General features: G+C 46.5%; 13 protein-coding genes. 6 read left to right on the top strand and 7 right to left on the bottom strand.

From position 1 onward, the window contains the following. Positions 1-23 precede the first annotated feature (23 nt). Entirely contained in the window at positions 24-413 is a 390-nt protein-coding gene (locus H6F56_RS12265) for a polymorphic toxin type 43 domain-containing protein (protein ID WP_190668413.1), read from the bottom strand. 214 nt (positions 414-627) lie between these two features. Here H6F56_RS12265 and H6F56_RS12260 point away from each other — a divergent pair, with 214 nt between their 5' ends. Both H6F56_RS12260 and H6F56_RS12255 read left to right on the top strand, forming a co-directional pair. Beyond that, positions 628-1,299 carry a sulfotransferase family protein gene (locus H6F56_RS12260; protein ID WP_190668410.1) on the top strand — a complete coding sequence of 224 codons (672 nt, stop codon included), beginning with the start codon at positions 628-630 and terminating at the stop codon, positions 1,297-1,299. A gap of 46 nt (positions 1,300-1,345) precedes the next feature. Next, positions 1,346-2,686, top strand: coding sequence for a ferritin-like domain-containing protein (locus H6F56_RS12255; RefSeq protein WP_190668407.1), 1,341 nt, complete (start codon positions 1,346-1,348; stop codon positions 2,684-2,686). A gap of 82 nt (positions 2,687-2,768) precedes the next feature. On the opposite strand, the gene H6F56_RS12250 is transcribed toward H6F56_RS12255, so the two are convergent. Next, positions 2,769-3,476, bottom strand: coding sequence for a Nif3-like dinuclear metal center hexameric protein (locus H6F56_RS12250; RefSeq protein WP_190668404.1), 708 nt, complete (start codon positions 3,474-3,476; stop codon positions 2,769-2,771). Positions 3,477-3,569: 93 nt separating this feature from the next. Here H6F56_RS12250 and map point away from each other — a divergent pair, with 93 nt between their 5' ends. After that, positions 3,570-4,340, top strand: a complete 771-nt coding sequence (gene map, locus H6F56_RS12245) for a type I methionyl aminopeptidase (protein ID WP_190668402.1) — start codon at positions 3,570-3,572, stop codon at positions 4,338-4,340. Between the two features lie 81 nt (positions 4,341-4,421). Here map and H6F56_RS12240 read toward each other — a convergent pair whose 3' ends face one another. Beyond that, the gene (locus tag H6F56_RS12240) at positions 4,422-5,303 is read right to left on the bottom strand and encodes a M48 family metalloprotease (RefSeq protein WP_190668399.1); all 882 of its coding nucleotides are present in this window, start codon (positions 5,301-5,303) and stop codon (positions 4,422-4,424) included. 187 nt (positions 5,304-5,490) lie between these two features. On the opposite strand from H6F56_RS12240, the gene H6F56_RS12230 reads away from it, so the two are divergent. Beyond that, positions 5,491-6,282, top strand: coding sequence for an SAM hydrolase/SAM-dependent halogenase family protein (locus H6F56_RS12230; protein WP_190668393.1), 792 nt, complete (start codon positions 5,491-5,493; stop codon positions 6,280-6,282). 37 nt (positions 6,283-6,319) lie between these two features. Here H6F56_RS12230 and H6F56_RS12225 read toward each other — a convergent pair whose 3' ends face one another. Further along, positions 6,320-6,487, bottom strand: coding sequence for a hypothetical protein (locus tag H6F56_RS12225; RefSeq protein WP_190668390.1), 168 nt, complete (start codon positions 6,485-6,487; stop codon positions 6,320-6,322). 108 nt (positions 6,488-6,595) lie between these two features. Between H6F56_RS12225 and H6F56_RS12220 the strand changes: the two genes are divergently transcribed. Further along, positions 6,596-9,073, top strand: a complete 2,478-nt coding sequence (locus H6F56_RS12220; RefSeq protein WP_190668387.1) for an ATP-dependent Clp protease ATP-binding subunit — start codon at positions 6,596-6,598, stop codon at positions 9,071-9,073. 193 nt (positions 9,074-9,266) lie between these two features. Here H6F56_RS12220 and H6F56_RS12215 read toward each other — a convergent pair whose 3' ends face one another. Continuing rightward, complete coding sequence (locus tag H6F56_RS12215) at positions 9,267-13,295, bottom strand: Ig-like domain-containing protein (RefSeq protein ID WP_190668384.1); 4,029 nt, start codon at positions 13,293-13,295, stop codon at positions 9,267-9,269. An 825-nt stretch (positions 13,296-14,120) separates the two neighbouring features. On the opposite strand from H6F56_RS12215, the gene H6F56_RS12210 reads away from it, so the two are divergent. Further along, a complete protein-coding gene (locus H6F56_RS12210; protein ID WP_190668381.1) occupies positions 14,121-16,643 on the top strand; it encodes a penicillin acylase family protein in 2,523 nt (840 codons plus the stop codon). A 194-nt stretch (positions 16,644-16,837) separates the two neighbouring features. Here the strand turns inward: H6F56_RS12210 and H6F56_RS12205 are convergent, their stop codons facing one another. Both H6F56_RS12205 and cimA read right to left on the bottom strand, forming a co-directional pair. Continuing rightward, positions 16,838-18,265, bottom strand: coding sequence for a DUF3370 domain-containing protein (locus H6F56_RS12205; protein WP_190668378.1), 1,428 nt, complete (start codon positions 18,263-18,265; stop codon positions 16,838-16,840). A gap of 228 nt (positions 18,266-18,493) precedes the next feature. Then, positions 18,494-20,128, bottom strand: coding sequence for a citramalate synthase (cimA, locus tag H6F56_RS12200; RefSeq protein ID WP_190668375.1), 1,635 nt, complete (start codon positions 20,126-20,128; stop codon positions 18,494-18,496). Between the last annotated feature and the right edge of the window lie 170 nt (positions 20,129-20,298).

Below are 20,298 nucleotides of genomic sequence, written 5' to 3'. Positions count from 1 at the left end.
CCGGCTGTGTCATTACCGGCTTTCTAACCGACCTCATTAGCAGTTTGCTGTTTATGCCAAGCCCGATGAATAATGGGCATACCTAAAGCTGACATAAACTTAGTGAAGCATTGCCGATTTAATTCATTCCAAGCTTCACCGTAGCGACCACTCCATTCGGATGTAGCCAACTGTCCTGACGCGGTTCTGCCAAAGCGTCCACCAACAATTTCCAGTTCTTTTGGATTGGTCAATACTTGTAAGGATTCTACAAGTTGAGGATGACTTTCAAAATCTAGAGCAAGAGCCAGCCTCAAATTAGCATAGTCGAAGATGAAGTCAACAGGTTTGCAAAATGGCAGAGTCTGAATTAATTGAATTGTCTGCTGATTCTCGTCAGAATTACCTAACGAATCAACGATGAGTATTCTCACTAATTACTCCGTAATCCAGTATTATTTAATCCTAAAAGTTCTATTCTAATTATAGACCGAGGATAGATGTATCTTGTGATCTAACTCACCCCGTTTTTCCGAAAAAGCTTTTAAGCTATAGATGCTAAGTGCTACTTTTGCAAGTTTCTATATGCAGCAAAGTGGCTGCTTCCAAAATTGCTGTCCTCGCTTACTGTGGAGATAAATAATTTGAATGATTAGGCTCTTCATTGTTGGGTGTCCGCGTTCAGGAACCACTCTCTTGCAGTGTTTATTAGCTGCCCATTCTCAAATGATATCGTTTCCAGAAAGCCACTTGCATTATGACTTTAGCAAAGCCGGCGATCAGCTAAACGAATTTGATCAGATTGCTCAACAAAAACAACTTGCGGGTTGGATTGAAAAAACGCCCAGACATTTACATTTTATCGAACAAATTCAGGCTTTATGTCCTTCTGCAAAATTTATTCACTGTCTCCGAGATGCAAGAGCTAATGTTGCATCTCTCTATGGAATTGAACGTCATTATGGCGCATCTTGGGGCTACCAACCGAAAACTATTAGAGAATGTTTCCAACGATGGCAACACGATTATCAACTTAGTCAGGCTTACTCGAATCAGCCAAATCATAAGCTGGTGCAGTATGAAGATCTATCTGAAAAACCTAGCGCTATTTTGCTGAATATTTGTCAGTATCTGGCTTTAGAATTTGAACCAAATATCTTAGTTAGATATCCGGAAGTTTTGCCATCACTTGCCCAGCAAGCTCCTTGGAAAAATTCCGTAAAAGAACCAATTAAAAATTTTAATATGAATGCTCTTAGCTATCTCTTTCCCGAAGAAACTAATGAACTAGAGAAGCTATGCTTGGATGCTAATTTGTAGAGCTATTTTCACTAGGTTTTGTAGAGTTGTTGTAAGGAGATAGAAAATGAAACCAGCAATTGAATTCGGTGATTTTTGGAATCTAAATCAAAAGATAGACTGTCTAAATTCCAAAGCCTTGACACCATCAGATATCGCTTCTATGCCTTGGGAAGAAGATGGCGAGTTAATCAAAAGTCAAAGAGCCAGGGAATTGAGAAATTATATTTCTGCATATATTTATTCCTTGCTGAGAAGTTTAGAGTTTGAAGCTTGCTGGTTAATTTCCTGCAAAAATAGCGATTTCAAAATTTTATTAGGCGAAAAAATGGGATGGGATGCCCGTTTCATCGAAGCTTTGCATACTCGGATGTTTGAAAAGCTGACTCTGGCGTATATTCCTAAAGTGGGCAGCGACTATAGCCAAAATTTTGATTATGCAAAATTCCTACAAACTGAATCAGAAATTGCTGCTTTCTTATACGCATTATCCCAAGATTACTACAGCCATATTCAAAATTATCTTAATCACTCAGACATGATTGCTGATGCTCCAACCTGCCTAACTTTAAGGCATCTGCTCACCGATTTAACAGATATATTGAATCAGTTGCATTCTTGGATCGATCAAGATGTCAAGATTTATAGCCTCAGTCAACCTTGTGAGACTGTGGCGTGCTACTCAGGCAGGGAAGAGATGCCGGCAATCCCCAGCTTTCCGAGACGATCACCTCACCTTCAGTTTAGCGAAACTTCTATCGTCATTCACCAATCCTACGCAGACTTGATGACAGACAATGAGAAATTGCGGCGATTCAGTCACTATGTCTACGTGGATGTGGAAATTGCCGCAATGGAAGTGTGTGCAAAAAACCTTGTGGCTTATCGATGGATGCCTCTTGATTTTAAACTTGACATGGCACGGCAAATTTGGGATGAGGCACGGCACGCAATAATTATGCGTCGCTTGTTAGAATCTATTGGTGGAAAAGAAGGAGATTACACTTACAGCGCTAAAGTTTGGAAGAAATGCGAAAAAGGTTCAAATTTGGCTGAACGTCTCGCAATTCAGCAAGTGTTTCAGGAAGGCAATGCCCTGGAGTCTAATTTCTTGCTAACGGAGGCATTTAGTACCAGCAGCCATCATGAAATGACTTACTACATGGACTGCATTAACGCAGACGAAGCAGTTCATGTCAGAATTGGCAATCTTTGGATGCAGTATCTTTTAGAGGGTAACTACGATCATTATCGGGCAACGATGGAAAAAGCAGTAAGTCAGATTAATGCAACGCTCTCATCTAATGTTGTAGTCAATCATACCGCTAGAAATATCTCTGCTTTTCCAAGTGATTTTGTAACAACGCTAGAGGAAAACAACAAAATCTATGGATATCGGAAGAGTTAGTAATTGGGTTTAAAAGTGCAGGTGTGCAGAAAACTAAGCGCAGAGTCCCTTCGATCTGAATTATTTTCGCCATGTCATTACTTCAGGATTCAGGATTAAGTATGACTTCTAACTCAAACCAGCGTTCGCGTAACACACCGGCAAGCGCCTTTAATCCCCATTCCTCACACCGGCGATGACCAACTGCAACCACCGCAATGCCGGCTTCCTGCACAGCAGATAAAGCCGGCTTCCGTAACTGGCCGGTGATGTAAAGATCAGCACCCCGCAACGCCGCTTCGCGCACCAGCGCATCAGTCATTGCGCCAACCACAGCTACCCGACATAGGTTAGATTGGGTGCCGGCATAAATTTCCTCAGAACCTCCAAAAACTTCATTTAAATGTTCGCAAAAAACCGAAAAATTCTCAACAGGAGTATTCCCGATCATCCCAATCGGCCGCCCTTCTTTTTCACCCAATACTTCCAATTCTGACATCCCAAAAACTTCAGCTAGACGGGGATTAAACCCAAGCGTTAGGCGTTCATCAAAAGCCAAGTGATAGGCGACAATGCCGATATCAGGTGCGAGTTGTCCCGGTTCAAGTTTCCAGGGACGGTGTAAAAACAATGCATCTAATTGTTGTTCATTCACCCATTTTGTTAATTGCATTCCCGGCTCTAATGCTAACCCAAACCGGCGAATCGGCTTTGAGGAGTGGTGATAGATTCCCCCTCTTTCTTTCTCTTCAAAACGATTAACAGCAAAAAAACTGTCTAAAAACTGTGCTATATTTTCTAAAACAATCATCAAAAGCTGCCGGTAATATTTAAAACGCTAAATCTAAACCGCACCACTTAAATATAAGCTACCAGAGCGGCGAGAAATAAAGGAACAAAAACTATGAAAAGTGAAACCATCGAGCTTTTATCCAGTCGGGAGTTAGACAAAATGCGGACGGCTGGGCGTTTGGCTGCCGAACTCCTCTGCTATCTTGAACCGCTGGTAAAACCTGGAGTCAGCACCCTAGAACTCAATGACGAAGCCGAACGCTGGACAAAAGCACAGGGAGCTAAAAGCGCTCCGCTTGGCTATAAGGGGTTTCCTAAGTCTATTTGCACCAGCATTAACGAAGTGGTTTGTCACGGCATTCCCAACGCCAAGCAAATTCTTCAAGACGGTGACATTATTAATATCGATGTCACTCCAATTGTTGATGGCTATTACGGCGACACCTCGAAAACATTCTTCGTTGGAACGCCTTCCCCTTTGGCGAAAAAGCTTGTCGAAGTAACGCATGAGTGCCTGAAAAGAGGAATTGCTGAAGTTAAGCCAGACGCTCGCATCGGGGATATTGGTGCCGCAATTCAAGAGTATGCTGAGGCACAGGGCTTTTCGGTCGTACGAAACTTTGTGGGGCATGGGGTTCACCGCGTTTTTCATACTGCCCCTGAGATTCCCCACTACGGCAAACGGGGAACCGGCAAGCGTATGAGAGCCGGCATGGTTTTCACAATCGAGCCGATGATTAACGAAGGCACTTGGGAAGTTGATGTGCTTGAGGATGGTTGGACTGCTGTGACGCAAGATCGCAAGCTTTCTGCCCAGTTTGAGCATACTGTGACCGTTACGGCTGACGGAGTCGAGATTCTGACGCTGCCGGGTAGGGGTTAAGGCGTGGGGCATGGGGCATGGGGGTGAGTTTCCTAGACACTCGCCCCTATACTCTCAGCAGAGAAAGGGTTTCATCCTTTTCTAAGCCATCACCGGCGTCCCTTGTTTTTGCTGGGCCAATTCTAGAAGCCGGCGAATGCGTTCTTCTGTTGGTGGGTGAGTCAGGAAGAGGGACTGCAGCCCTTTTTTAGATGTGGGATTGACAATTAGCAGCGAGGACATCGTAGGGTTGCCGTTCATGGGGATCTGGTGGCCCATTTCTTCTAGCTTCTGTAGCGCACTGACGAGACCTAGGGGGTTGCCGGTGATTTCAGCGGCACCCAAGTCAGCCGCATACTCTCGCGTCCGAGAAATCGCCATTTGAATTAAACCGGCAGCAACCGGCGCTAAAACAATTAAAAACAGCGTACCGAGTGCGTTTCCACCCCGCCGATCATCCCGCGTTACCGGCCCGTAAAGCGCCCCAAACGTTAGAATCCGCCCAGCAAATGTCAGTGCACCGGCGATCGTGCCGGCAACTGCCCCAGTCAGGGTGTCGCGGTTGCGGATGTGGGTCAGTTCGTGTGCTAAAACCGCTTCAAGTTCCTCACGGGTAAGTAATTCTAAAATCCCTTGTGTAACGGCTACTGCCGCGTGTTCCGGATCTCTGCCGGTGGCAAAGGCATTCGGGGATTTTGTGGGGACGATAAATAATTTTGGCATCGGAATCTCGGCACGTTCACTCAAAGAAGCGACCATATCGTACAGTTCCGGTGCTTCTTGACGCTCTAGTGGCTGAGCGCGATAGGCCATTAACACAGCTTGATCCGAATAATACCAAGAGCTAATACTGCTGAAGGCTGCAAAAGCCAAACCGAGGTAAAGTCCCTGCTCATTACCCACTAAATAATAACCACCCAGAACCAAAAGACCGCTCAGCAGTCCCAGCAGCGCCGCTGTTTTGATTTGATTGATCCCACGCATAATTTTTCGTTTGTAATTGTTAAGATTTTTTTCCTGATTGCTTCTAAGTTCTCAGATTTGGGTGGGATTGCGTCTCTACCCCATGAATGAAATGCCTCTGCGACTGCCGGCAGAACTACAGGATGAGCCGGCACCGACCCTCCGAAGTTGGGATAACCTGACAGTGGAATCCAACCCGTGAGGCAATATGTTCATCACCTTAATTGCAGACTACGGCATCGGCGATCCCGCATTTGCAGAGGTTACACAGCGTCTTTTAATGGCACTGCCGGCATCACAAGTCCACTGCCTCTCAGTGCCGGCTTTCAGTACCCTGGCAACCGGCTTTTGGGTGGCCCAACTTGGCCTTAACCCCGGCCCAGAAGAACGTTTGGTTTATCACAACTGCGCCCCTCGCAAAGACGATCCAGAAGCACGGCAGAATAATGAAGGAGAGGGTTTGACCTACGCCTTGCTGCCCAATGGCGTGAAAGTTGTGGGCGTCTTTGCCGGCTACACGTTTTCCTTCATCAAAGACCACGCGAAAGAAATTCACACCGTCAAGGTTTCTAGAGGCGGTTCTCAGTTTCGTTCACGAGATGTATTTCCTAACGCAGCGACCGATATTGCGAAAGGTGGTACTAGCCTTTTGGGAGAGCGTTTAAAACCCGACCAAATCGTCTCCGCACCCAATGATCGCATCGCCTGGATTGATGGCTACGGCAACATCAAAACCACCATTCCCGCCGACACTCTCGACCTGAAACCCGAAACCAAGGTCGTGATTCGCGTCGGAGATGTGGTGAGTGATGCCATTTATACTGATGGCACCTTTGATGTGCCGGAAGGGACTCTGGCTTTCGCACCCGGCAGTTCTGGTTGGGACGCTGCCGATGGAGGACAGCCGATTCGCTGGATGGAGCTGTTTTTGCGAGGCGGTAGTGCCTGGAATCGCTTCGGCAGACCCCGCGTCAACCAATCGGTAACTCGTCTCGGTTAAAGTTTGGCAGCCGGTATGAGCCGGTGTCAGAGGGTAGCTAAACTTCCCCAGATTCACGACTAATCAGAACTCCAGGGGCAGCACAGGCGGCATTGAGGGGATCTGTCTTGCCCCTCATCCACTCATCCAGTCTTCTGAGGCGGCTTATACCCCATTGCCTAATACGGCTCTCCTCACTGCCGGCAGTCCCTCTAGAGCGGTACATTAAATCAAGAAGTAAACAAAATGTTACAAGGTTTTGATTTGAGAGTCTCCCGCCTGCTCCAAACAGCGAATTTGGGCCGTAGCTCCAAAAATTTGAGAGGAATTAGCCATGTTTGAACGCTTCACAGAAAAAGCTATTCGGGTGATTTTGCTGGCCCAAGAGGAAGCACGTCGCCTAAAACACAACTTTGTCGGAACAGAGCAAATCCTCTTGGGTATCATTGGTGAAGGAACCAGTAATGCCGTAAAAGTGCTGAAAGAGCAGGGGGTTAACCTCAAAGATGCACGAGTTGAGGTGGAAAGAATTATTGGTCGGGGTGCCGGCTTTGTGCCCTCAGAAATTCCGCTGACTCCTCGCGCTAAGAGCATTTTTGACACATCTTTGAAAGAAGCGAATTTGTTGGGGCATAACCACATCGCCCCTGAACATATTCTGCTGGCGCTGCTTCAAGAGTCTAAAGGGGTGGCAGGAAAAGTCCTGGAAAACTTGGGCGTTGACATGACGCAACTGCAAGCGCAATTAATTGAAGAACTCTCTGACGTGCCGGCATCCGTCCCCACCGCCGCCGGCAGCCAGAATAGCAGCAGCCGCAACAAAATCCCTACTCTGGAAGAGTTTGGCACTAACCTCACCAAACGGGCAGCCGAAGGCAAACTCGACCCGGTTGTGGGACGCGAGGCGGAAATTGAGCGGGTGATTCAAATTCTTGGTCGTCGCACGAAGAATAATCCCGTCTTAATTGGCGAACCTGGAGTTGGGAAAACGGCAATTGCTGAAGGTATGGCCCAGCGCATTGTCAGCAATAATGTCCCAGATATCCTGGAAGACAAGCAAGTAATCATGCTGGATATGGGTTCTCTGCTAGCCGGCACTCGGTTCCGGGGTGAGTTTGAAGAACGCCTCAAGACGATTATGGAAGAGGTTCGCGCTGCCGGCAACATTATCTTAGTGATTGATGAAGTTCACACGCTGATCGGTGCCGGTGGTACAGAAGGCGGTATGGATGCTGCAAACATCCTCAAGCCGGCATTAGCCAGAGGTGAATTGCAGTGCATTGGCGCAACCACCCTGGATGAGTACCGCAAGCATATTGAGCGCGATGCCGCCTTAGAACGCCGGTTCCAGCCGGTGAAAGTTGGCGAACCCAGCGTTGAGGAAACGATTGAAATTCTCTTCGGGTTGCGCTCAACTTATGAAGAACACCACAAACTGACCATCTCTGATGAAGCGATAGATGCTGCTGCTAAGCTTTCAGATCGCTACATCAGCGATCGCTTCTTGCCGGATAAAGCCATCGACTTGATTGATGAAGCCGGTTCAAGAGTTCATCTGATGAACGCTCAGGTATCACCGGCAATGAAGGCACTCAAGCAAGAACTGCCGAAAGTGACGAAAGAAAAAGAAGCGGCGGTGCGGGATCAAGACTTTGATAAAGCAGGACAGTTGCGCGATCGCGAACTAGAACTGCAAGCTGAAATTAAAGCTGCTGGCAATAGCAAACCCGAAGCCACAGAAAAGCCAATCGTTACTGAAGAAGACATTGCCCACATTGTTGCCAGTTGGACAGGTGTGCCGGTGAGCAAACTTACCGAGTCTGAATCTGAAAAGTTGCTGCAGATGGAAGATACCCTGCACCAGCGTCTCATCGGTCAAGAAGAAGCGGTTTCAGCCGTTTCTCGCGCCATTCGTCGCGCACGAGTTGGCTTGAAGAACCCTGACCGGCCTATCGCCAGCTTTATCTTCTCCGGGCCAACCGGCGTGGGTAAAACCGAGCTAACCAAAGCCTTAGCTGCCTATTTCTTCGGCTCAGAAGAGGCAATGATCCGCCTCGATATGTCGGAATTTATGGAACGTCACACCGTCTCCAAACTCATCGGTTCCCCTCCCGGATACGTGGGTTATGACGAAGGTGGCCAGCTAACCGAAGCCGTGCGCCGGCGTCCTTACACGGTGGTGCTATTCGACGAAATCGAAAAAGCTCACCCCGATGTCTTCAATATGATGCTGCAAATTCTTGAAGACGGACGCTTAACTGATGCTAAAGGTCGGACAGTAGACTTCAAAAATACCCTGCTGATCATGACCTCTAATATCGGGTCTAAGGTGATTTCCAAAGGCGGTGGCGGTTTAGGTTTCGAGTTTGCAGAAAGCCAAACAGACGCACAGTACAACCGCATTCGTACTCTGGTAAATGAAGAACTCAAGCAGTATTTCCGGCCTGAGTTTATTAATCGGCTCGACGAAATTATCGTCTTCCGTCAGTTAACCAAGGATGAAGTCAAACAAATCGCAGATATCTTGCTGCGCGATGTCTTCAGCCGGCTATCTGAGCAAGGCATTATCTTGGACGTAACCGAGCGCTTCAAAGACCGCTTAGTTGAAGAAGGTTACGACCCCAACTACGGTGCCCGACCCTTGCGCCGTGCGATTATGCGCCTGTTAGAGGATGTTCTCGCCGAAGAACTCCTTGCCGGCCACATTAAAGAAGGCGATAGTGCCATCGTTGATGTTGACGAAAACGGTCAAGTTAAGGTGGTGCCGGCTGACTCCCACGAACAGTTACCGCAATTAGCCTTAACTCGTTAATCCCTTTGATCCTCAAGTAGAGACGTTTAGCTAAACGTCTCTACAAACCCTATCCCTTGCACACCCTATAAAACCCCAAATAAACGCAGATGAAAACCCGATTCATATGCGTTTATCTGCGTTTATCTGCGGTTAAAAAAAGAGGCCGATTACTCACAAATAGTCGAACCGGCGAATACAGCCACTCACTGGATTAGACAATAACACCGGCATGATTAATCGTCTCTTGCACTATCAGTGAAATAATTCCATCGGTGTAAGTTGTAAAACCATTGGCACTGCTACTGGTAAAGCCGGCAAAATTACCAGAGACAACATCACCGGCATTTCCTAAAACTCGCAAGGCGCTTATCGTTTCAGAAAGATTTCGTAAGTCGCTGACATTGAGGGTAAGAATGTTATTGCCGGTGCCGGTGATATCGATAATTTCAACCCCGGCAATTTTGATATCTGCAACAGTCGTTAAATCGAGATTAAATGTGCCATCAAGACGGAGGGTATCAGTTCCTAAACCCCCATCAAGGCGTTTAAAGGTGAGATCACTGATGCCGAGAAGATCATCTCCAGCACCGCCATAGAGGACATCAGTGCCCCCATTGCCGGCTATCGTATCATTGCCTTGAGCGCCAATCAGGACATCAGCGGCAATGGTGCCGGTGAGGTTGTCGTTGCCCGTTGTGCCTTGCTGGGTGACACTGCCGGTGAAATCCCCTCCAAATATCACATAGGATTTGCCAGGAAGGTTAAGATTGATCCTTCGTTCGGCCCCATAAGGAGCGCCGATAACTAAGTCAGCAAAGCCATCCCCGTTGACATCCCCTCCCCCACTGACTGAACCGCCGGCATGATCCTCAATACCACTGGCATTAATAACAAAGCCACCATTGCCGGCAGCTACATCACTTAAACTCACCACCGAACTATCTATTTTGCCAAACACAACATAGGACTCTCCAGTTCCTCCAGGATCGGCTAAAGGAGCACCGATAATCAGATCATCCAATCCATCACCATTGACATCCCCAGCTCCACTGACCCTGTGTGCAGAAAAGTCTAATGGATCGATACCATTGATGGCAAAGCCACCATTTCCTGCACTCACGTCGCTCAGATTCACCGCAGTTGTATTTGACTTGCCGAATATCACATAAGATTCTCCAGCTTGCTCAACTCCTCCTGGATCGCTATTAGACGCACCAACAATTAAATCAGGCAGACCATCCCCATTGACATCTCCGGCTCCACTAACTGAAACGCCGGCACTATCTCCTGGATCAATACCATTAAGGACAAAACCGCCATTCCCAGCAGCCACATCACTTAGATTGACTGGGACATTATTTCGTTTGCCGAACACAACATAAGCTTTTCCTGAGCGAGTAAAAGGACGAGTGTCTGGCAGTCCCCAATCTTCAGGTACACCCATAATAAAATCATCCAATCCGTCCCCATTAATGTCACCCAAACCACTAACAGAATGGCCGGTAGAGTCATCAAGGTTAATGCCATTAATGGTAAAGCCACCACTCCCCAAATTATTCAAATCAATTGCATTGGTATCAGTCTTACCAAATACCAAGTATGCTTTTCCCGGATCAGCAGGGTTAAACGGCGCCCCCTCCCGCTCAGTTGCGCCAATAATGAAGTCAGCAAGTCCATCGCCATTGACATCTCCTGCCCCACTGACTGACGAGCCGACTCGATCATTACGCTCAATGCCGTTAATAACAAAGCCACTATTTCCAAGAACAATGGTGGACAAATTCACGGCATTGGTATTAGACTTGCCAAAAACTACATAAGACTTTCCAGCATTTTCATTCCCATTAAAATCGGCAGAGGCAACACCAACAATCAGGTCAACAAATCCATCACCGTTAACATCTCCTGCTCCACTGACTGAAAAGGTGGAACTAATATCTAAAGAATTATTGAGATTGATAAAGAAGCCACCATTACCGGCAACGACATTACTGAGATTAATCGCAGCGCCATCAGCTTTCCCAAATACCACATAAGATTGTCCACCGAAACCTGCCCCAGGAGAAGTCATTATCACATCAGCGAGTCCATCGCCATTGACATCGCCTGCATCACTGACTGAGTAGCCAGTTAAATCACCCGGATCAGTGCCATACATAACAAAACCCCCGGCACCGGCAGGTAAATCAGTCTGCGTCTCCACTGCACTCAACTCCACTGCCGAGACGACCGACACATTCACCGTTGCTGTATCCGTGCCACCCTTGCCATCGGATACCGTATATTCAAAGGAAAACGAATTTGTTGTTGCCACCCCCGCATTGGCTCGAAAAGTCACCACTTCATTTTCTAGAACCACCGTGCCATTCACTGGATTTGATACGGCTGTAATTGAGAGCAGATTTCCTTCCACATCCGTATCATTGGCTAGTAAATCAGCCACCGAAATTTTTAAGAGATTGCTCAACAGTACAGCCGATGTTGTGTCATCCACTGCAACAGGTGGCGCATCATTAATTGGTGTAATTTCCAGTGTCACCGTTTGAGTATCCGTGCCACCTTTGCCATCAGTTACCGTATAACTAAACGTGCCGGCGCTTCCCCAAGCATCCGCCACCGGCACCAATTCTAAAGCCGTTAATTCAGCTAATGTTAAAGTCTGATTAACTGCAACAGAAGTCAGGGTTCCTGCCACCCGCACTACGGCTTTTGTGGCATCAGGAATCGTATTAATCGTAACGGTGAGGGGATCTCCATCCGCATCAGTCGGTTGAGAAATCGCTAAAGAGATGCCGGCTGTATCTTCGGCAACGGTGAAAGGTTTATCGGCTTCAGCCGTCGGCAGATTATTCGGGGGGATTTCATCGAGATCATTGACATTAATGACAATATCTTTTTCAAAAGTATTGCTGGCACTATCTGTGACGCGTACCCGAATGCTGTGATTGCGATTGGTTTCAAAGTCTAATAATGTGCCATCTGCAACTTTTATCTGGTCATTGTCAACGCTAAAGCGTCCACCGGCATCCTCAGCAAGGGTGTAAGTCTGGGAATCTCCTACATCTGCATCTGTTGTCGAGAAAGTCCCAATCAGGGTGCCGGCTGCGCTATTTTCATTAACATTGTTATCTGATAGAGCGATATCAGTCGGTGGGTTGTTAGTCGGGGTGGGTGCCGGTGTTGGTGTGGGAGTAGAGCCTGGTGTTGGTGTCGGTTCCGGTGCTGGGGTAGGTGCGGGGGTAGAGCCTGGTGTTGGTGTCGGTTCCGGTGTTGGGGTAGGTTCCGGTGTCGGTGTGGGAGTAGAGCCTGGTGTTGGTGTCGGTTCCGGTGTAGGTTCCGGTGTGGGTGTAGGAGTAGAGCCTGGTGTTGGTGTTGGTTCTGGTGTGGGAGTAGAGCCTGGTGTTGGTGTTGGTGCCGGCACTTCAATAACAATTGGGATTTCAGAGGGATTTAAGGTGTCTATCCCTTTTAAAATGGCTAAATATTCACTGGTTCCTTTATCTTGAATAATTGTATGGTCGGCATATTCTCCAATTCCTGCAAAAATATTCAAGTCTGCAAATTTTATCCCGCCAATTAATTCGATTTCATCGATTTGTTTGTTGAAGTCTAAAATCCAATCGGCATCGCTGATTTTTGCGCCGCCGGTTGATTTATATCCGGCTACGTCTTGACGAAGACCGATGACAAAGCTATCTTTTCCTTCTCCCCCTGTGATTGTATCTGCACCTAAATCCCCACACAGCCGGTCGTTGCCAATATCTCCATATAAGTAATCATTGTCTTTGCCGCCATGAACGGTATCGTTGTCTTTACCGCCTTGAACTGTATCTTGGTTTTCATTGCCGTTGACCCAGTCATCCCCGGCATTGCCGTTGATATAGTCGCTGCCGGTGTTGCCACATAATAAGTCTGCACCATCATTTTGTGACTTTACTGGGTCACTAGTGCCACCGATGACACTGTCATTCCCTTCGTCTCCCCATACTGTGTCGCTTCCCAAATCTCCCCACAAATGGTCATTTCCTTTTCCTCCGTGGAGCAGATCTCTGCCTTGGCCGCCTTGCACTGTATCATTGCCGGTGTTGCCATTAAGGTGATCTTCTCCAGCGTTACCTTGAATATCATCGTCTTCTTCCATCCCAAAAACGAAGTCATCTCCACTCTGTGAAAGTAAGATGTCTTTTTGTGGCGTTCCTTGAATGACATCACTACCAACTGACCCATTAAACACTGACATACTTGATGCTCCCTGCAACTCAGTTTAAAAATCTAGCAAATTTCGCCAAATTTCTCATCAATTTATATTTCTATCGGGAAATGATAAAATATTTGAGGAAGTTTGATTCAGTTTAGCTCTAGGCATACATGGCAAAGCTTAATTTTTAATTAATTTTATTAAAAATCTCTCTATTATTTCATAAATATTATTAACAATTAAATTCGTAACCTTATAGTCATAGGTTTTTCGGATATATAATAAATTACTTTTTTAAGGTGTTATGGCGATATATTTTTATTTTGATGTTCTGCTCAAAATTCGCAATGCGATTGTTGAAAGCTTCATAGAACAGGCTAGTGACTTGTATTAAAATTACCTTTTTTAAAAATCAGTCAACTGCTATCACCGCAGAAAGTGAAGTCCAGCACTTCATCAAACTTGCTAGATTGGTAGCTTCCATAAAATCGCAATAGCTAGGATGGATTGAAGAAGATTTTTAATCACTTATGTTAGTTTGCTGTTTTCATCGCTCTGGAAAATTCGTGTTTCTATCTAAAGTAAACTACCTAATAATTATTTTATAGAATAAGAGCTATCCGAAAAAAGCGGGTTAATACAAGTATTCACTTTTTTATAGTAATTACTAACATCATAAATTTTAATAAAAAATTATCAACAGTTACTTAAAAAATAAAATTGCCCTGGAAAATGATGGTAAAGTTTAATGTGCAATGCCCAACACTGAACACTCCATTGCTATATTGAAGGTTTGTAATGCCGGCAGCAGAGCGAGTCATTGAGGGCACGGATGTCATTGGGTTATCTCATCTAAGGCTGTAGCTTGTGAAACGTAGTTTTTTCAAAGCACTCAAAATTATTAGCATTGCGCTGTTATTAGTTGTTCTCCTATCAACAGGGGCGACAACCTACCTAATTCGGCAGTCATGGCCGCAAGAAACTGGGATTATTCAATTAGCCGGTTTAAAAAATCGCGTCGAAGTCGCGCGTGACAAGTGGGGAATTCCACATATTTATGCTGATAATCAGCACGATCTCTTCATGGCGCAAGGTTATATTCACGCGCAAGATCGCTTCTGGCAAATGGATTTTTGGCGACATATTGGATCGGCTCGTTTAGCTGAAATGTTCGGTCAATCTCAGCTTGAAACAGATCGATTCCTTCGCACCCTCGGATGGGCGCGAGTCGCGCAACAAGAGATCGATCAACTCTCGACAGAGATGAAAGATATTTTGCAAGCGTATGCCGGCGGCGTAAATGCCTATTTAAATGAACGCAAAGGTAGTAGGCTTAGCTTAGAATATGCCGTGCTGAAACTGCTCAATCCTAATTACCAGCCTGAACCCTGGAAACCCCTACACAGCCTCACTTGGGGAAAAGCAATGGCTTGGGATTTGGGATACAATATGGAGCATGAAATTGAGCGCTCGATTTTGCGAAAAACCCTAAGTTCAACGCAAGTAAGTGAGTTGTTTCCCCCTTACCCAGCAGAGCATCCTGTCATTGTTTCTAAGCCGAATTCTACACTGAACAAAGCGAATGCGGATGAGCCAATTAATGATGCTTTAATGGCGGATATTTCTCCAGCGTTACAGTTTCTTAATCAACCATTAGATGCAATGCACCGGCTCTTAGGGCCGGCAGGAAGTGGTCTAGGTTCAAATAGCTGGGTAATTTCAGGTCAGCGCACGGCTACCAAGAAGCCGATGTTAGCAAATGACCCTCATTTAGGCGTACAGATGCCTTCTATTTGGTATGAAGTTGGTTTGCATTGCACTTCCAAAAGTTCAGATTGTCCCTATGATGTCACCGGCTTTTCTTTTGCCGGTATGCTTGGCATCATTATCGGTCACAATGACCGTATTGCTTGGGGGACTACTAATGTTGGCCCGGATGTGATGGATTTGTATATTGAGAAGGTTAATCCAAAGAATCCTAATCAATACGAAGTGAATGGTAAATGGGTGGATATGCAACTGCTGACTGAAACCATTCAGGTAGCAGGGAGTAAGCCGATTTCTCAAACCGTCCGCTACACTCGTCATGGGCCGGTGATTTCTGACACTTATAAACCTCTTAAGGATTTTCCGAAAACAGGCAATATTAATTTACCTAAAAATTATGCAATTTCTTTGCGTTGGACAGCGCTCGAACCTTCAAATTTATTATATGCAATTCCTCAAATCAATCGAGCTAAAAATTGGCAGGAGTTTCGCACGGCTGTTTTTAATTTTGACGGGCCGGCTCAAAATTTTGTTTATGCAGATATTGAAGGAAACATCGGCTATCAGATGCCGGGTAAAATTCCAATTCGCAATCAGGGCGATGGGCGCTATCCTGTTCCGGGTTGGACAGACGAGTTTGAGTGGAAAGGATACATTCCTTTTGAAAAGTTACCTTCTATTTTTAATCCTCCCCAAGGCTATATTGCAACGGCGAATAATGCTGTGACGGGTGTAGATTATCCCTATCTCATTACCAAAGATTGGAATTATGGCCAACGGGCGAAGCGAATTGTTGAGATGATTGAAGGGAAAAAAGACCCCTTCACTTTGGCTGATGTTCAGCAAATGCAAGGAGATAATAAAAGTCTTAACGCCATAGAACTGGTGCCCATCTTACAACGAATTGATTTCCAAGATAAGCGCTTACAACAGGCACGCAAGTTATTGGAAAATTGGAATTTTCAAGAATCAATGGATGAGCCGGCAGCCGCACTTTTTGAAGTGTTTTGGAAACACCTTTTAGCCGGCACCTTTCACGACAACTTGCCTAAAAATTATTTGCCTCATGGGGGGGATCGCTGGATTGAAGTTGTCAAGCAGTTGATCAAGCAACCCAATAGTTCTTGGTGGGATAATAAGAATACGTCTTCTGTAGAAAACCGTGATCAAATCTTCCGTAAAGCGTTTACAGATGCAGTTGATGAACTGGAACGTATTGATAAAGATCTAACTCGCTGGCGTTGGGGAAATTTACACACCATTACGTTCCGCAACCTCACGTTAGGTAAATCAGGAATTTCTACACTTGAAGCACTGTTTAATCGCGGCCCTTTTTCTAGTTCAGGCGGCAGCGCGATTGTGAATGCGACACAATGGGATGCGTCTACAGATTCTTACGAAGTGAGGTGGTTGCCTTCAATGCGAATGATTATGGATTTGAAAGACTTAGATAATTCGCTTAGTATCAACAGCACCGGCCAGTCTGGTCATGCTTTTCATCCCCATTATGATGATATGATTAACCTGTGGCGCAAAACCGAGTACCACCCCATGCTTTCAGGGAAAAAAGTGGTAAAATCTAACACTTCCGCTCACCTGACTTTGATGCCGCCGGTATCCTAAAATATCATTCCTCTTCATCTCTCTATGCCTAACGGCACGCTGCGCTATCATCTGTGGACGCAGGTGAAACCCGAATGTGCTGCGCTTGTCATTCAAGTTCCACCTGCGGAATCTGTGTCCATCTGTGGTTAATGATCTTATAAGATTTATCACATAAGATCATTAATCCATACTCCTTAAAAACCGGCTTTCTCCTATTTTAAGGTCTTCAGCGTTAACACCTGCGGCGGCGTAGAATCCGGTGGATAAATTAAATCCACCCGCACATTATTGCGGCTATTCGCTGGCATTGCCAAAGTTAATAGAGGTTCTAAAACTTGCCCTGTTTTGTGCCACAAATGCACGTAACGAGTCACCGGCTTCCCTGCCTCATTCGTATAACTCAAGCGTACCGTTCCTCGGAAAAAGGGGAAATCCTGGGAAGGTTTACGGAAACGCAAACCGGCTTTTGAGAGGCGGTCTTCTTTTAAGGGCGTTTCTAAGGTTAAAGCAACGGTTTTTTGTTGATTCGTGGGATTGTAGAGGGGTAAAGTTAGGTTATATTCTACCGCATAATTTCCGTGGGCTTCATAGGCAGTATCAGGATAGCGAACCAGCATTTTTGCCGTCTGATTTTGGCCGGTGCCTAACTGTCCGCCACGTAGGCTACTGATCGGATAAGAAATGGGTTTGTCTAGCTGAGGAAGCGTTAAATCTTTGCTGCCGGCACTATCCGTTATTTGCGCTTTCCATAAGGAACCAGACGCTACACCGGCAACGCGTCCATAAATCAATTGACCGCCTTTTTGTTCCGGGGGAGTGGGTGCTTTATCGCGTGGCATTGCTAAGCCGCTGGTATTTAAAAGATTTTGCCATTCTTCCAACGTTGGGGCGCGATCTTTTCCCTGTGCATCTTTCGGGGCAAACATCGTTAAGCTTGCAGCATAAACTTTACCACTACTTTGGAGTCGAATAATTGCAGACCGGCCATTAATCGGTTTTTCTAAATTCCGCACCGGCGTAGGAAGATTCATCAGCATTCGGCTGGAATTTGCGGGAATGATTATTTTGTCTGGAAAATTAGCCTGTCTTTTGCCTTGCAACACATCTGTGCCGGCACGATCTCCAGGGCCGGCGTAGGCAGTATTATTAGGATTTTCTACATAAGTGGGTAATTTAATATAGGGTGCATCTTGGGTTAAATAAGAAGCTGCTTGTAAGACATTGACGGTGACAGGCGTTGAAGTTGGGTTGTGTAGAATTACGCCTAAATAAAAGGTTTGTAAATCTTTTGGCGTGTGGGTTTGATGGTGAATAAATACGTCAAATCTTCCTTGGAAAGGGAAGTTTAAATGAGCAGAAGGAACTTTTTTGCCATTACCGGGAAAAGTTGAGAGTAAAATACCGGGTGTTTTCACCCATTCTGGGCTATTACTGTTAAACATAGGGACGGTGTCTAACTGACCCGGTAAAGGTCGCACGTCGCCCGCTTGCACGATTTCTTGATAGCTTGGTGGCGGCGGAGTTTGGGCGGTGACAGGGGGATTTGTGTCTTGTTTCGCGCATCCGAAATTCAATCCGCCGGTTAAGCTGATTGCGAGAATTGATAAAATATAAGAACGTGTTTGTTTTGGCTGAAGCATGGGTAGGGTGGCGGCGCTTATACCGTTTTAGAATAGTCTTTATTTCTTGACGCAGACTTCCTCTAATTGATTCACCCGATTGGATGATTTTAATTTCTGGGTTTCCCCCTAACTCACAATCTCCAAATCCCGGATCAATTAAAAATATTCCCCACACCGGCACACAATAACCGGCAGCTTTATCCCCACAAAATAGATAAGCCGCCGATCAGATCGCAACAATTCCCCTTAACCGGCAACAGATACCGACTCTTTCACCTGATTTCGCAACAGCAAGCCATACTCCAACCCCTCCACCACAGCTTGGTAGGAAGCGTCAAGAATATTCCCTGAAACCCCCACTGTTGTCCAACGCTGCAACCCATCCGCAGACTCAATCAACACCCGCGTCTTCGCAGACGTGCCGGCAGCCCCATCGAGAATCCGCACCTTATAATCCGTTAGCTGAAACTGAGCAATCTCTGGGTAAAAATTCACCAGCGCCTTTCGCAACGCCGCATCCAGGGCAGAAACCGGCCCGTTTCCTTCCGCTGCCTCCAGCAAATCCTTCCCATTCACCGCCACCTTAATTGTTGCCAGCGCATAAGACTCAACCCCGGCAGCGATATCGCAATGCACCCGAAATCCCTTCAACTCAAAAAACTGCCGCCGGCATCCCAACGCCGCCCGCATCAGCAGATCAAAACTCGCCTCAGCGCCTTCAAACTGATATCCCTCACTTTCCAACTCCTTCAGCCGGTGTAAAATTTGCCGACATTGGGGATCTTGCTTATCCAAATCAATCCCAAACGTCCGCGCCTTCGCCAACACATTGCTCAACCCAGATTGCTCAGAAATCACAATTCGGCGCTGATTTCCCACCAACTCCGGCTGAATATGCTCGTATGTTAAGGGATTTCGCTCCACCGCAGACACATGAATCCCACCCTTATGGGCAAACGCTGATCGCCCAACAAACGCCGCGTGTTCATCCGGAGCTAAATTTACCACTTCACTAATAAACCGGCTCGTATCTGCTAATTGTGCTAGCCGTTCCGCCTCAATACAGGAAAACCCCAACTTCAACTGCAAATTCGGAATCACCGAACACAAATTCGCATTGCCGCAGCGTTCCCCATAGCCATTCATCGTTCCCTGCACCATTTTCGCGCCGGCCATCACCGCCGCCAAAGCATTTGCCACCGCCGTTTCCGAATCATTGTGGGTGTGAATGCCTAATTGGGGCATTGGGCATGGGGCATTGGGCATGGGGGAGATTGCGGCTACTACATCCCGGACAATGTCGGCAATTTCATGGGGCAAGGTTCCGCCATTGGTATCGCACAAAACCAGCCATTCTGCGCCGGCAGCCATCGCCGCTTCTAGGGTTTGCAGTGCATACTCCCGATTTTGCTTATAGCCATCAAACCAGTGTTCCGCGTCATAAATCACGCGCCGACCTGATGATTTCAAAAACTCAATCGTATCCCGGATCATTGCCAAATTCTCATCCAGACTGGTTTTCAGCCCTTCCGTCACCTGTAAATCCCAAGACTTGCCGAAAATCGTCACCCAACGCGTGCCGGCGGCTAAAATCGGTTGCAGCATCGTATCTTCCGCCGCCGTTGTGCCCGGTCGTCGCGTCGAACAAAACGCCACCACTTCCGCCTGCTGCAGCGGTTCTTCCTTCAATTGCCAAAAAAACTGCACATCCTTCGGATTCGCCCCCGGCCAACCTCCCTCAATAAACGGAATCCCCATTTGGTCTAACTTTCGGGCAATCCGCAACTTATCCTCAATCGATAGCGATAGCCCTTCGCGCTGAGCACCATCGCGCAGCGTCGTATCGTAGATCCAAATTTGGTTATCAGTAAGTGAGGTCATGGGGGAAATAGAAAAAGAAGGCACAAAACTATTTTAAGGAACCGCTTTAGTGAAGTTATAAAACTTAATGCCAAGGGGGCATGGGGCAAGGCTTCGCCAACCTAAAGGTATGGGCATTGGGCATGGGCATTGCCCCACACCAAGTTAGACTAAAGTTGTTATCAAACTCG

Origin of the sequence: Microcoleus sp. FACHB-672 (assembly GCF_014695725.1) — a bacterium.
Taxonomy (GTDB): Bacteria; Cyanobacteriota; Cyanobacteriia; order Cyanobacteriales; family Oscillatoriaceae; genus FACHB-68.
The sequence above is the reverse complement of the archived record's forward strand: the minus strand, read 5'-3'. Positions and strand labels throughout refer to the sequence as shown.

What these genes read in the sequence shown, in the direction of transcription:
- H6F56_RS12260 (WP_190668410.1), top strand. Translation starts at nt 628, where the DNA reads ATGATTAGGCTCTTCATTGTTGGGTGTCCGCGTTCAGGAACCACTCTC.
- H6F56_RS12255 (WP_190668407.1), top strand. Translation starts at nt 1,346, where the DNA reads ATGAAACCAGCAATTGAATTCGGTGATTTTTGGAATCTAAATCAAAAG.
- H6F56_RS12250 (WP_190668404.1), bottom strand. Translation starts at nt 3,476, where the DNA reads ATGATTGTTTTAGAAAATATAGCACAGTTTTTAGACAGTTTTTTTGCT.
- map (WP_190668402.1), top strand. Translation starts at nt 3,570, where the DNA reads ATGAAAAGTGAAACCATCGAGCTTTTATCCAGTCGGGAGTTAGACAAA.
- H6F56_RS12240 (WP_190668399.1), bottom strand. Translation starts at nt 5,303, where the DNA reads ATGCGTGGGATCAATCAAATCAAAACAGCGGCGCTGCTGGGACTGCTG.
- H6F56_RS12230 (WP_190668393.1), top strand. Translation starts at nt 5,491, where the DNA reads ATGTTCATCACCTTAATTGCAGACTACGGCATCGGCGATCCCGCATTT.
- H6F56_RS12225 (WP_190668390.1), bottom strand. Translation starts at nt 6,487, where the DNA reads ATGTACCGCTCTAGAGGGACTGCCGGCAGTGAGGAGAGCCGTATTAGG.
- H6F56_RS12220 (WP_190668387.1), top strand. Translation starts at nt 6,596, where the DNA reads ATGTTTGAACGCTTCACAGAAAAAGCTATTCGGGTGATTTTGCTGGCC.
- H6F56_RS12215 (WP_190668384.1), bottom strand. Translation starts at nt 13,295, where the DNA reads ATGTCAGTGTTTAATGGGTCAGTTGGTAGTGATGTCATTCAAGGAACG.
- H6F56_RS12205 (WP_190668378.1), bottom strand. Translation starts at nt 18,265, where the DNA reads ATGCTTCAGCCAAAACAAACACGTTCTTATATTTTATCAATTCTCGCA.
- cimA (WP_190668375.1), bottom strand. Translation starts at nt 20,128, where the DNA reads ATGACCTCACTTACTGATAACCAAATTTGGATCTACGATACGACGCTG.